The 11,695-nt window shown below is 73.9% G+C and carries 12 protein-coding genes and 1 pseudogene; 4 read left to right on the top strand and 9 right to left on the bottom strand.

Features of this window, described 5'->3' with window-relative positions:
• Positions 1-118 precede the first annotated feature (118 nt).
• The gene (gnd, locus tag ACFYWG_RS24275) at positions 119-1,003 is read left to right on the top strand and encodes a phosphogluconate dehydrogenase (NAD(+)-dependent, decarboxylating) (RefSeq protein WP_376324302.1); all 885 of its coding nucleotides are present in this window, start codon (positions 119-121) and stop codon (positions 1,001-1,003) included.
• Between the two features lie 2 nt (positions 1,004-1,005).
• The gene (locus ACFYWG_RS24270; protein ID WP_389203505.1) at positions 1,006-1,593 is read left to right on the top strand and encodes a histidine phosphatase family protein; all 588 of its coding nucleotides are present in this window, start codon (positions 1,006-1,008) and stop codon (positions 1,591-1,593) included.
• A gap of 80 nt (positions 1,594-1,673) precedes the next feature.
• Here the strand turns inward: ACFYWG_RS24270 and ACFYWG_RS24265 are convergent, their stop codons facing one another.
• Both ACFYWG_RS24265 and ACFYWG_RS24260 read right to left on the bottom strand, forming a co-directional pair.
• Entirely contained in the window at positions 1,674-2,063 is a 390-nt protein-coding gene (locus tag ACFYWG_RS24265) for a VOC family protein (RefSeq protein WP_383511391.1), read from the bottom strand.
• A complete protein-coding gene (locus ACFYWG_RS24260) occupies positions 2,060-2,353 on the bottom strand; it encodes an ArsR/SmtB family transcription factor (protein ID WP_376324293.1) in 294 nt (97 codons plus the stop codon). The genes ACFYWG_RS24265 and ACFYWG_RS24260 overlap by 4 nt, the downstream gene beginning before the upstream one ends.
• 129 nt (positions 2,354-2,482) lie before the next feature.
• Between ACFYWG_RS24260 and ACFYWG_RS24255 the strand changes: the two genes are divergently transcribed.
• The gene (locus ACFYWG_RS24255; RefSeq protein ID WP_389203502.1) at positions 2,483-3,712 is read left to right on the top strand and encodes a serine hydrolase domain-containing protein; all 1,230 of its coding nucleotides are present in this window, start codon (positions 2,483-2,485) and stop codon (positions 3,710-3,712) included.
• Between the two features lie 84 nt (positions 3,713-3,796).
• Here the strand turns inward: ACFYWG_RS24255 and ACFYWG_RS24250 are convergent, their stop codons facing one another.
• Both ACFYWG_RS24250 and ribA read right to left on the bottom strand, forming a co-directional pair.
• Entirely contained in the window at positions 3,797-4,846 is a 1,050-nt protein-coding gene (locus tag ACFYWG_RS24250) for a saccharopine dehydrogenase (protein ID WP_389203500.1), read from the bottom strand.
• 151 nt (positions 4,847-4,997) lie between these two features.
• Positions 4,998-5,657, bottom strand: coding sequence for a GTP cyclohydrolase II (ribA, locus tag ACFYWG_RS24245; RefSeq protein WP_376324285.1), 660 nt, complete (start codon positions 5,655-5,657; stop codon positions 4,998-5,000).
• 41 nt (positions 5,658-5,698) lie between these two features.
• Here ribA and ACFYWG_RS24240 point away from each other — a divergent pair, with 41 nt between their 5' ends.
• The gene (locus tag ACFYWG_RS24240; protein WP_376324283.1) at positions 5,699-6,427 is read left to right on the top strand and encodes a creatininase family protein; all 729 of its coding nucleotides are present in this window, start codon (positions 5,699-5,701) and stop codon (positions 6,425-6,427) included.
• Positions 6,428-6,582: 155 nt separating this feature from the next.
• Here the strand turns inward: ACFYWG_RS24240 and ACFYWG_RS24235 are convergent.
• The 5 genes and pseudogenes from ACFYWG_RS24235 to ACFYWG_RS24215 all read right to left on the bottom strand — a co-directional run.
• Positions 6,583-7,797, bottom strand: a pseudogene (locus ACFYWG_RS24235) (lysylphosphatidylglycerol synthase transmembrane domain-containing protein); the annotation flags it as partial.
• A complete protein-coding gene (locus tag ACFYWG_RS24230; protein WP_389203497.1) occupies positions 7,794-8,873 on the bottom strand; it encodes an SAM-dependent methyltransferase in 1,080 nt (359 codons plus the stop codon). The pseudogene ACFYWG_RS24235 and the gene ACFYWG_RS24230, both read right to left, overlap by 4 nt.
• Positions 8,870-10,075, bottom strand: coding sequence for a glycosyltransferase family 4 protein (locus ACFYWG_RS24225; protein WP_385415400.1), 1,206 nt, complete (start codon positions 10,073-10,075; stop codon positions 8,870-8,872). Before ACFYWG_RS24225 ends, ACFYWG_RS24230 begins: the two co-directional genes overlap by 4 nt.
• Positions 10,072-10,470 (bottom strand): 6-pyruvoyl tetrahydropterin synthase family protein, encoded by a 399-nt coding sequence (locus tag ACFYWG_RS24220; RefSeq protein ID WP_383510329.1) that lies wholly within the window; start codon positions 10,468-10,470, stop codon positions 10,072-10,074. Before ACFYWG_RS24220 ends, ACFYWG_RS24225 begins: the two co-directional genes overlap by 4 nt.
• Positions 10,471-10,676: 206 nt before the next feature.
• Entirely contained in the window at positions 10,677-11,657 is a 981-nt protein-coding gene (locus ACFYWG_RS24215) for a zinc-binding alcohol dehydrogenase (RefSeq protein ID WP_389203495.1), read from the bottom strand.
• Positions 11,658-11,695: the final 38 nt, after the last annotated feature.

The following is an 11,695-nucleotide window of genomic DNA, read 5'->3' as shown; positions in this document are numbered from 1 at the left end:
AAGGTCCTCGCCAAGCGCATCGAGCCCGCCCTGACCCAGGGCGCGGACGTCCCCGGTCTCGACCCCTCCACGGCCGCACTGGTGGCCGCCTACCGCACTCTTCGGGAAGTGAGCTGACATGCAGATCGGTCTTGTGGGTCTCGGCAAGATGGGCGGCAACATGCGCGAGCGCCTGCGCAACGCCGGCCACACGGTCGTCGGCTACGACACCGACCCCGAGAAGTCCGACGTCGCCAGCCTGGCCGACCTGGTCAACGCGCTGGAGGCGCCCCGGACCGTCTGGGTCATGGTCCCGGCCGGCGGCGCCACCCAGCACGTCATCGACCAGCTGGCCGGCCTGCTCAAGCCGTACGACACCGTGGTCGACGGCGGCAACTCCCGCTGGACGGACGACGAGAAGCACGCCGAGGAGCTGAGCAAGCGCGGCATCGGCTTCGTCGACGCGGGTGTCTCGGGCGGCGTGTGGGGCCTGAAGAACGGCTACGCGCTGATGGTGGGCGGCGAGAAGGAGACCGTCGACCGGCTGCTGCCGATCTTCGAGGCGCTCAAGCCGGAGGGCCCCTACGGCTACGTCCACGCCGGCCGGGTCGGCGCCGGGCACTTCGCCAAGATGGTCCACAACGGCATCGAGTACGCCATGATGCAGGCCTACGCCGAGGGCTGGGAGCTGCTGGAGGCCGTGGACTCGGTGGACAACGTCCGCGAGGTGTTCCGGTCCTGGCAGGAGGGCACCGTCATCCGCTCCTGGCTGCTGGACCTCGCGGTCAACGCGCTCGACGAGGACGAGCACCTGGAGAACCTGCGCGGCTACGCCCAGGACTCCGGCGAGGGCCGCTGGACCGTGGAGGCGGCGATCGACAACTCCGTGCCGCTGCCCGCCATCACGGCCTCGCTGTTCTCCCGGTTCGCCTCGCGGCAGGACGACTCGCCGCAGATGAAGATGATCGCGGCGCTGCGCAACCAGTTCGGCGGCCACGCCGTCGAGTCGGCGAAGAAGGCGTAGGCATGGGCGATCTGCTGCTGGTCCGCCACGGCGAGACGGAGTGGAGCCGGAGCGGGCAGCACACCAGCTTCACCGACCTGCCCCTCACCCCCCGCGGGGAGAAGCAGGCGGAGTCGCTGGCGCCCCTCCTGGCGGACCGCTCCTTCGCCCTGGTCCTCACCAGCCCTCTCGGCCGTGCCGTACGCACGGCCGAGCTGGCGGGGGTGGCCGGGGCGGAGCGGGACGCCGACCTGCACGAGTGGTACTACGGCGCCTACGAGGGCATCACCACCGAGGACATCCACCGCACCCGCCCCGGCTGGGACCTGTGGACGGACGGCAGCCCGACCGGGCCCGACGGCGAGCCGGGCGAGTCCCCCCAGCAGGTCGGCGTCCGCGCCGACCGGGTGCTGTCCCGGGTGACGGACGCGCTGCCGGGCGGCGATGTGCTGCTGGTGGCGCACGGCCACCTCCTGCGCGTGCTGACCGCGCGCAGGCTGGGCCTGTCCCCGGCGGAGGGCCGGCTGTTCCGGCTGGAGACGGGCACCGTGTGCCGGCTGTCCACCGAACACGGCCGTCCGGTGGTGGCGGAGTGGAACACCCGGGCGTGACACCTGCTCGCCGGAGGCGCGTCCAGCGCCTCCGGCGAGGGCCGTCCCACGAGAGGTGAATCCGCCCGCTCTCCCGCGGCCTATCCCTTGGTGTGCACGATCTGGATGAGGTTGCCGCAGGTGTCGTCCAGTACGGCGCTGGTGATCGGGCCCATCTCCAGCGGCTCCTGGGTGAAGCGCACCCCGAGCGCGCGCAGTCGCTCGAACTCCGCCCGGACGTCGTCGACCGCGAAGGACGCGGCCGGGATGCCGTCCTCGACCAGCGCCGTCTTGTACGGCTGGACCGCGGGGTGCCCGGAGGGCTCCAGCAGCAGTTCCGTGCCGTCGGGTGCCTCCGGGGAGACGACCGTGATCCAGCGGTCCGCGCCCACGGGCACGTCGTGCTTCTTCACGAAGCCCAGGACGTCCGTGTAGAAGCGCAGGGCCTTGTCCTGGTCGTCGACGAAGACGCTGGTGATGTGGATCCTCATGAGGGGTGCTCCGGTTTCTCGGGCGTGAGCCATCGCGTCACGATCCGCTCGAGGGGCGTGGTGTCGAGGTCGTGGAACTTGTAGCGGCCTTCGCGCCGCGTGACGACGAGACCCGCCGACTCCAGCACGGCCAGGTGCTGGCTCACCGCCTGGCGGGACAGGGTCAGACCGTGCTTGGTCACCAGCCGCGTGCAGATCTCGAACAGGCTCTGCCCGTCTCGTTCCACCAGTTCGTCCACTATCCGCCGACGGGTGGGGTCGGCCAGTGCCTTGAAGACATCCTCCGCCATGACTCCCACGATAGGCAAGTGCCGACTTGCCTATCAAGTGATCGCGGGTTACGGAGCCAGGATGGAGGGGAGGCGTCCAGGGCGGGGTATGCCGGTTCTCACCTCGACGAAGGCGACGGAGGAAGAGCGATGGCACAGCTGCGGCAAGAGGTGGAGCCGGACGAGGCGGGACTGGATCCGCAGGCGCTGGACCGGCTGGACGCGCACCTCGCCCGCTTCGTGGACGAAGGACGCCTGCCGGGCTTCCTGGTCTCCGTCGCCCGCGGCGGACGCGTCGCCCACCTCACCACCCATGGTCTGCGCGACATCGCCGCCGGGCTCCCCGTCGAGCCGGACACGCTGTGGCGCGTCTACTCGATGACCAAGCCCGTCACCGCGGTCGCCGTGCTGCTGCTCGTGGAGGAGGGCCGCCTCTCGCTGGACGACCCGGTCGCCGCCCACCTGCCGGCCTTCGCGAACCCCCGGGTCCACGTCGGCGGCTCCGGGCCGGACGTGACGACCCGCCCGGCCGACGGCCCGATCCGCGTCCGGCACCTGCTGACCCACACCGCGGGCCTGACCTTCGGCTTCTACCACACCCACCCCGTCGACGCCCTGTACCGCGCGGCCGGCCTGGAGTCGTCGGTGCCGCCGGGCGCCGACCTGGCCGAGACCGTCGAGGTGTACGCGAGCCTGCCCCTGCAGTTCGAGCCCGGCACCCAGTGGAACTACTCCGTGGCCAGCAACGTCCTGGGGCGGGTCGTCGAGGTGGTGTCCGGGCAGCCGCTCGACGTGTTCTTCGCCGAGCGGATCTTCGGCCCCCTCGGCATGACCGACGCGGGTTTCCACGTCACGGACGAGCAGGCGCCCCGGCTGGCCGAGATGTACGGCGAGAAGGAGGGCGGCGGCATCGCACCGGCCCCCGGGCTGCCGCTGCACGGCCGGCCCCGGTTCCTGTCGGGCAGCGGCGGCATGGTGTGCACGGCCCACGACTACCACCGCTTCATGGAACTGCTGCGCCGCAGGGGTGAGGTGGACGGGGTGCGCCTGCTGGCGCCGGGGACGGTGGACCTGATGACCCGCAATCACCTGCCCGGCGGCGCCGATCTGCGCGCCTTCGGCAGCCGCCCCGCCCATGACGAACCGGGCAACGACGGCATGGGCTTCGGCTTCAACTGCTCCGTGGTGATCGACCCCTCCCGCACCCAGGTGCCCTCCGGGCTCGGCGCCTACGGCTGGAGCGGCGTGGCGACGACGACCTTCTGGGTGGACCCGGGCCGTGACCTGACGGTGCAGTTCATGTCGCAGGTGCGGCCCAGGACGTCGCACACGGTCTTCAAGGACCTCAGGACGCTCGTGCACGCGGCCCTGCCGGACTGACGCGGAGAGACCCGGGCGGCGGAGGGTCTCCGCGGCACGGGCCTGCGTGCGCTGCCGGCCCCTCACACGCCCGGCGGGCTCTTGTCACACTCCCCGGTCGACTCCGTGTGCGTCCACGGCCCGGCGGAAGCGGTCCAGGCAGTGTCCCCAGGGCCCGGAGACGCCGAAGTCGAGCAGGTGGGGCAGGAGAGCCGCGGAGAAGTCGGTGCTGGACTCCAGCGGCAGCAGGGAGGGCAGGTTGTCGATCGCAATGAGGTCGAGCGGCGGGGCGTCACGCAGCCGGCGTGCGGGCGCGTCCCAGTCGGTGGTCTCGTCGTAGACCGGCAGAACGTTGAGCGGTGAGCCGACGTCGCAGGTGACGTCGCACAGGGTGCGCAGGCGCCGGCCGGGGTCGTCGAGGTCCTGCTGGCGGACGAAGGGCGGAACGGGGCTGGTGGCGAGCACGCAGTTCACCATCACGTCGTGCCGCAGCAGGGCCGGGCGGTCCAGGTCGCGGGTCTCGGCGAGGTCCCAGCAGGTGGGGTCGGTGCCGGCCGCCGCGAAGGCCGCGCGGGCGCCACGGCCGCTGCGGCCCAGGGCGCCGACGACCAGACCGGTGAACTCCTCGTCGCCCGGAGCGGGTTCGAGGACGCCGTCGAGCTCCTCCTTGGTCGTCGGCGTCAGCGGCGCCCGCAGCCGCCCACGGTGCTGGAGCACGGCCAGGGCGGCCCCCAGGTACCCGGCCCAGAAACCGAAGGCCGCCAGGCGCCGCCCGGTGTCGTCCACCAGGTACTCCAGGTCGTACAGCGCCCCGCCCCCGGCGGTGAAGCGGCGCAGCAGTGCGGCCGCTCCGGGCTGGCCCTTGTAGGCGTGCCCGAAGAAGATGTGCCGGTGGGTCAGCTCGGGCGGTTCGTCGGGCAGTTCCTTCAGGCCGAGCACGACGGCGTCCGGCGGCGCCGACACCCAGGAGCCCGCGGGCGCCACCCGGCAGCCGGCCGCCTCGTACGCGCCGGTCGGGAAGACGCGCTGCGGGGACTCCTCGACGGTCAGTTCCACTCCGTTCCCGACGAGCCGCCGGGCGTCGTCGGGAACGATCGGTGTGCGTCGCTCGGTCGTGCGGGCCTCGTGGCGCAGCCACAGGTGGAGCTCGGTCATACCGGGTGGGCCTCCGGACGTGAGGTGCCGGCCGCGGCGGGGCCGGCGCTCAAGGGGCGGACGTCCACGAAGCGTACGCGGCCGGGGGGCCGGTCGCGTACGGATCGGAACCGGGTCGCGCCGGGGTGCCGGGCCCCGCCCGTCCGGGCGGTCAGGAGGAGCTGACCACGGCGTCCAGGTGGGGCAGGTGGTGGTCCAGCCGCTCCCGCTTGGTGCGCAGATAGGTGATGTTGCTCTCGCACGGCGGGATCAGCAGGGGCACCTGCTCGGCGACCGCGATGCCGTGGTCGACCAGCGCCTCGCGCTTGCGGGGGTTGTTGGACATCAGCCGTACGGAGCGCACGCCCAGGTCCTCCAGGATGCGGGCGGCCACCCCGTAGTCACGGGCGTCGACCGGCAGGCCGAGGGCGAGGTTGGCCTCGACCGTGTCCAGGCCCTCCGCCTGCAGGGCCATGGCGCGGAGCTTGGCGAGCAGGCCGATGCCGCGGCCCTCGTGCCCCCGGAGGTAGACCACGACACCGGCGCCCTCGGCGGCGACCGCGCGCAGGGCGGCGTCCAGCTGGTCACCGCACTCGCAGTGCTGCGAGCCGAACGCGTCACCGGTCAGGCATTCCGAATGCAGGCGGACCAGAACGCCGTCCGCGCCTATCTCGCCGTGGACGAGGGCCACCTGTTCGTCCCCGCGGTCGTGGTCCAGATAGCCGACGGCCTGGAATTTCCCGTAGACGGTGGGCAGGGGGGCATTCACGACGCGTTCCACGCCGGTCCGCTGCGGGGACTTCTTGCCGAGTACGCCAATTTTTTCTGTCATGATTCTCGAGTTCCTAAGCAGAGACGAAAGGCCGTGTCGTGATGAGTGATCTGGTGCCGGCGGACACCTCGGAGGACGTACGGATGCGGGGGGCCGGTGTCTCACGGCAGGTCGCGGTGCTTCCCGTGGGGAGCTTCGAGCAGCACGGTCCGTACCTCCCGCTGGCGACCGACACACTCGTCGCCTGTGCCGTCGCGCGGGAGATAGCCGGCGCGTACCCGGTGCACCTCCTTCCTCCGGTGACGATCTCGTGCTCGCACGAGCACGCTGCCTGGCCGGGGACGGTGAGCATCTCCGCGGTGACCCTCCACGCGGTGGTGCGGGACATCGCGGACTCGCTGCGCCGCTCCGGAGTCGACGCCCTGGTGGTGGTCAACGGGCACGGCGGCAACTACGTGCTGGGCAACGTCGTCCAGGAGGCCTCGGCCCGCGGGGAGCGGATGGCGCTGTTCCCGGCGGCGGAGGACTGGGAGGCGGCGCGGCAGCGGGCGGGTGTGGTCACCTCGCTGCTGACCGACATGCACGCGGGGGAAATCGAGACGTCCGTGCTGCTGCACGCTCATCCCGAAATGCTCCGACCCGGATACGAGACTTCCGATTTCGTCGCTGACGACCGTCGTCATCTGCTCACCCTCGGCATGTCCGGCTATACCGATTCCGGTGTCATCGGGCGTCCTTCACTGGGTTCGGCGGAAAAGGGGAAGGAACTCCTGGCGAGCCTGGCGGAATCCTTCGGGACGTATTTCTCGATGATGACCTCCGACGCGTAGCCGGCCGCCGGTGCGCGACCGGGAACCGGGTCCGTCTCGGCGGACCGGGACCCGGCGCGCACTCCCGCGTACCAGCGGGCCACGAGCACGGCGGCGCCGGGCAGGGCCGCCACGAGGCTCAGCACCCCGTAGACCACCGCGACGGCCAGGCCCCGGCCGGCGCCGAGGCCGGCGGCGCCGAACGCCCAGGCGGTGACGCCCTCGCGCGGCCCCCAGCCGCCCACGTTCAGCGGCAGGCCCATCGCCAGCAGGGCGAGGACGGCGAGGGGCAGCAGGACGGCCACGGAGGCGGCGGTCCCGGCGACGCGGGCGGCGAGGACGAACATGGCGACGTAACCTGCCAGGACCACCACGGAGGAGACAACCACCGCGGGGCCGATACGCCGGGACAGCAGTCCGTCCCGGGCCCCGGCGAGCGTCGCCCGCAGCCGTCCGGCCCGGCGCGAGGGCGCCGAGCGGTTCATCCGCAGGGCCAGGACGACGGCGAGCGCCCCCAGGGCGGCCAGGCCCGCGAGCGGGGCGATGTGCCGGGCCTCGGCCAGCACCGGGGACGGCATCGTCAGCAGCACCACCGCCCCGACGGCGAACAGGGCCAGCTGCCCGGCGGTCCGCTCCAGCACGACGGCCTTCACACCGCGCCGCACGTCCCCCTCGCTCTGCCCGTGCCGCACGGCCCGGTGCACGTCGCCGAGGATGCCGCCGGGGAGGGCGGCGTTCAGGAACAGCGCCCGGTAGTAGTCGGCGACGGCCGCCCCGAACGGCAGCCGGATCCGCAGGCCCCGGGCCACGGCCATCCACCGCCAGGCGCTGCACACGGTGGTGACGAGCCCGATGCCGAGCGCCAGCGCGACGGCCCCGCCGTCGATCCGCCGCAGACCGTCCACGAAGACGCCGGTGCCCAGACGCCAGAACAGCACACCGAGGATCACGACACCGGCGGCGGTCCCGAGGTGCGCGCGGACCCTGGCGGAGCCGAGCCGCGCGAGACCGCCGCGCAGAGAGCGGGGCGAACGGGGCGCGCGGGAGGCCGGGGTGGAACAGGGGCCGGCCTCGGGGGTGCCGGTAACGGCGGTGCCCGCGGCGGTGGCGGCGACGGTGCCCGTGGCGGTACCGGCGGCGGTGCCCCTGGCGATATCGGCAGCGGTGCCCGTGGCGGTACCGGCAGTCGTGCCGGCCCGGTCCTCGGGGTCGAGGCCGTGCCGGCGGCCGGCGGCGGTCACGGGCTCGGCAGCGACCGGGGCACCGGCATCGGTGGCCGCCCCCGGGCCGCCGGGGGCCCGGCGGTCGCGGGGCGCCGTCGCCGTGCACCGGGCCACCGTCGCCGCCCCGCCCGGCGGGGCCACGCGCGCTCCCGTCGCCTGTGCCGTCATGACGCTCCGTCCACCGGGGGGCACAGGGCCAGGAGGTCGGTGTGGTGGACGGTGACGCTCAACTCGCCCGCGGCGCACGCCTCCAGCCGGTCGGCCAGGTACGCGTCGGCCTCCGCCTTCAGCCCGGGCCGTTCCTCGACGGCGGCGCCCACCCAGCCCCGCAGCCACTGCTCGGTCAGCGCGGCCTGCTCGGGCCCGAGCCGCCAGGGGCTCGGATGCAGCCGTACGGTCGCGCCGTGCTCGGAGAACGCCTCGGCCGCCGCCGTCACGGCGTCCGGGCCGAGCAGTCCGTCGCGGCGCTGGTGGTCGTTGAACGCCTGGGTGATCGCCTCGTCCAGCGGGTGCGCCGGAGTCAGCTCCACGCGCCCGGCGACGGACAGGGTGAGCAGGGCCGGGCACCCCGCTCCGGCACACGCAGCCGCGAGCGTCCCGACCTCCTCGCGCGTGAGCACGTCCAGCAGGGCGGACGCGGTGACCAGGGACGCGCCCTGCAGGGCGTCCGCGGTGAGGCGGGCGACGTCGCCGCGCCGCGTCTCCACCGAGACCCGGCTGCCGTCGGCGGCCGCGCGCGGGGAGGCGACGGCGGCGAAGTGCAGCAGGTAGGGGTCGCGGTCGTGCAGGATCCAGTGCTGCGCGCCGTCCAGGCGGGGCGCGAGCCAGCGGCCCATCGAGCCGGTGCCGCAGCCGAGGTCGTGGACGACGACCCCGCCGGGGCGGCCGGGCAGGTCGGCGAGCCGGATCCGCAGCGGGTCGAGCAGGTCCTCCGCGCGCGCCGCGGCATCGGCCGGCTCGCGCAACTGCAGCCACTCGGGCGCGTAGCGGGGCGGGTCGTCGGGGTCGGCCTCCCGCAGCTTCAGCGTGGGCCGCGAGCCCGGCTTCCCGCTGGGGCCGGCGCCGGGGATGACCCCGCCGGGGGACGCCTGCGGGGCGCCGGCGGGCGGGCCGTCGCCGGGCCGCTCCCCCGCGGGAGCGGCTCCGCCGACGGGAGTCTCGCCGTCCCTCGTCGCGACCGCCTTCCCGGGTCCCGGCTGCGCCGGCCCGGTCCCGCTCCGCTGGGTCGTCACCGGGTTCGTCATGCGGCCCTCCGGGGGTCGGTCGGCAGCCGGCGCAGCACCGCCGCCAGGCTCTGTGCGGTGGTCGCCCAGCCGCCGAGGGCGGCGCGGCGGCCGCGGGCGGCGGCCTTGAGGCGACGCCGTACGTCCGCCTCGCCGAACCAGCCGCGCAGTTCGGCGGCGATCGCGGCCGGGTTCTCCGGCGGCACGAGGATGCCGGGCACCCCGCCGTCGGGGGCGCGGCCGACGGCCTCCGGCAGGCCGCCCACGTCCGTCGCCAGCACGGGGATGCCCCGGGCCAGCGCCTCGGTCACGGCCATGCCGTACGTCTCCGCGTAGGAGGTGAGGACCATCAGGTCGGCGGTGGCGTAGCTCGCCTCGAGCGCGGCGCCGGTCTTCGGCCCGGCCAGCTCCAGCCGGTCCTCGAGCCCGTGGCGGGCGATCAGGGACCGCAGGTGCGCGACGTACTCCGGGTCCTGATTCAGCCCGCCGACGCACACGCAGCTCCACGGCAGGTCGGCCACCGCGGCCAGGGCCTCCACCAGCCGGTGCTGGCCCTTGCGCGGGGTCACGGCGGCCACGCACAGCAGCCGGGAGACCCCGTCGGTGCCGGGTGCGAGCGGCGCGATGTCGGCACCGGGGGCGGCGACGTGCACACGCTCCGGCGGCAGGCCGTGGTGGGCGACCAAGCGGCGCACGGCCCAGTCGCTGGTGGCGATCACCGCGGGCACCGCCCGCAGCACGGTCCGCTCCAGGGCGTCGAGTTCGGCGGCCACGGCCGGGTCGAGGCCGGTCTCGTCGCCGAGCGGCAGGTGCACGAGGACGGCCATGCGCAGCCGCTGCGTCTGCGGCACGACGATCTCCGGCACGCCGCAGGCCACGAGCCCGTCGAGCAGGACGACGGCGCCGTCGGGCAGGGCGTCCAGCGTGCGGGCCAGTTCCGTACGGGCCGCGGCCGCGGGCCGGGGCCAGTCGCCGGCGACCGCGTGCTTGGTCACCTGCCAGCCGAAACCGGGCAGGTCCAGGCAGACGCGGCGGTCGTAGGCGTTGCCGCCGCTCGGCGCCGTGGGGTCGTCGACGCCGCCCGGCAGCACGAAGTGCACGGTGCGCAGGGACATGGGGATGATCTCGGCGTTCTTCAGGGGGGCGTGCTGCACGGGAACATAATTGAGCCGCGCGGGCGCCGGCCCGCTCTGCCCCGGCCGTTCGACGGTCGTGTCGGTCACAGCGCACGCTCGTAACTCGCCCAGGCGATGTGCGACTCGTGCAGGGTGACCGTGAGGCCGGCGATGCCCTTGGCGCCCTCGCCCAGGGCCCCCTTGTGGATCCGCTCGGCGAGCCGGTCGGCGATGACCTTGGCGAGGAACTCCGTGGAGGTGTTGATCCCCGCGAAGTCGGGTTCGCTGTCCAGGTTGCGGTAGTTCAGCTCGCTGACGACCGCTCCCAGCTCCTGGGTGGCGAGCCCGATGTCGACGACGATGTTGTCCTCGTCCAGCTGTTCGCGCCGGAACGTGGCGTCGACGAGGAACGTGGCCCCGTGCAGGCGCTGCGCCGGTCCGAAGACCTCGCCACGGAAGCTGTGGGCGATCATGATGTGATCGCGGACGGTGATGCTGAACAACGGACGACCCTCCAGGTGCGGCGCGTCTGCTCCCCCGCTGATGGCTGCCGGGGATGCCGTGTAGTACGGCTCCTTCCCTTCCCCCGTTCAGCCTGCGCTACGTCTTTCTTCCAAGGTCAGGCGCCGGTGCTGCCGCGAGGCCGGCCCCGGCGGGACGAACGGCCGGCCCCGGGGCACGCCGGGCCTGCCCGTCCTACGGCCGTACTTCAGCCGCCCGTGCCGTAACGGATGCGGTGGCACAGCGCCGGGATCTCGCCCGCGGCCAGCTTCGGCAGGAGGTCCGGCAGGTCCTCGAACGCCGACTCCCCGGTGACCAGGGCGTCCAGGGCCGGGTCGGCGAGCAGGTCGAGGGCGAGGGCGAGCCGGTCGGCGTAGGTGCGGCCGGGGCGGGCCGGGGAGACGGTGCCGACCTGGCTGGAGCGGACGGTCAGGCGCCGCGAGTGGAACGCCTCGCCCAGCGGCAGGCTCACCGCCCGGTCGCCGTACCAGCTGAGCTCGATGACGGTGCCCTCGGCGGCGAGGAGTTCCAGTGAGCGCGCCAGGCCCTGCTCACTCGCGCTGGCGTGCACCACCAGGTCGCAGTCGCCGAGGGCCTCCTGCGGGGCCGCGAAGCCGACGCCGAGCTTCCCGGCGATGTCCGCGCGGGACGGATCGGCGTCAACCAGCTGGACGCGCACGCCGGGGAACCGGGCGAGCAGGGCCGCGACCGAGCAGCCGACCATGCCGCCGCCCACCACCGCGATCCGGTCGCCGATCAGGGGCGCCGCGTCCCACAGCGCGTTGACCGCGGTCTCCACCGTCCCGGCGAGCACGGCCCGTTCGGCGGGCACCCCGTCGGGCACGGGCGTCACGGCGCTCGCCGGGACGACGTACCGCGTCTGGTGCGGGAAGAGGCAGAACACCGTCCGGCCGGCCAGGGAGGCGGGCCCCTCCTCCACCACGCCGACACTGAGATAGCCGTACTTGACCGGCCCCGGGAAGTCGCCTTCCTGGAACGGCGCCCGCATGGCCGTGTGCTGGCTGGCCGGCACGCCGCCGCGGAAGACGAGCGTCTCGGTACCGCGGCTCACTCCCGAGTACAGCGCGCGGACCAGCACCTCGTCGGCTCCCGGCGCGGGCACCTCGACGTCCCGGATCACGCCTCGCCCAGGCGCGTCGACCCAGAACGCGCGTCCGGTGTGGTTCATCGAAGTCCTCCTGAACGATCGGGAAGCTGCTTGCGTAC

Origin of the sequence: Streptomyces sp. NPDC003456 (assembly GCF_042878735.1) — a bacterium.
Lineage (GTDB): Bacteria > Actinomycetota > Actinomycetes > Streptomycetales > Streptomycetaceae > Streptomyces.
This window is presented reverse-complemented; position numbering and strand designations above follow the sequence as displayed.

What these genes read in the sequence shown, in the direction of transcription:
- gnd (WP_376324302.1), top strand. Translation starts at nt 119, where the DNA reads ATGCAGATCGGTCTTGTGGGTCTCGGCAAGATGGGCGGCAACATGCGC.
- ACFYWG_RS24270 (WP_389203505.1), top strand. Translation starts at nt 1,006, where the DNA reads ATGGGCGATCTGCTGCTGGTCCGCCACGGCGAGACGGAGTGGAGCCGG.
- ACFYWG_RS24265 (WP_383511391.1), bottom strand. Translation starts at nt 2,063, where the DNA reads ATGAGGATCCACATCACCAGCGTCTTCGTCGACGACCAGGACAAGGCC.
- ACFYWG_RS24260 (WP_376324293.1), bottom strand. Translation starts at nt 2,353, where the DNA reads ATGGCGGAGGATGTCTTCAAGGCACTGGCCGACCCCACCCGTCGGCGG.
- ACFYWG_RS24255 (WP_389203502.1), top strand. Translation starts at nt 2,483, where the DNA reads ATGGCACAGCTGCGGCAAGAGGTGGAGCCGGACGAGGCGGGACTGGAT.
- ACFYWG_RS24250 (WP_389203500.1), bottom strand. Translation starts at nt 4,846, where the DNA reads ATGACCGAGCTCCACCTGTGGCTGCGCCACGAGGCCCGCACGACCGAG.
- ribA (WP_376324285.1), bottom strand. Translation starts at nt 5,657, where the DNA reads ATGACAGAAAAAATTGGCGTACTCGGCAAGAAGTCCCCGCAGCGGACC.
- ACFYWG_RS24240 (WP_376324283.1), top strand. Translation starts at nt 5,699, where the DNA reads ATGAGTGATCTGGTGCCGGCGGACACCTCGGAGGACGTACGGATGCGG.
- ACFYWG_RS24230 (WP_389203497.1), bottom strand. Translation starts at nt 8,873, where the DNA reads ATGACGAACCCGGTGACGACCCAGCGGAGCGGGACCGGGCCGGCGCAG.
- ACFYWG_RS24215 (WP_389203495.1), bottom strand. Translation starts at nt 11,657, where the DNA reads ATGAACCACACCGGACGCGCGTTCTGGGTCGACGCGCCTGGGCGAGGC.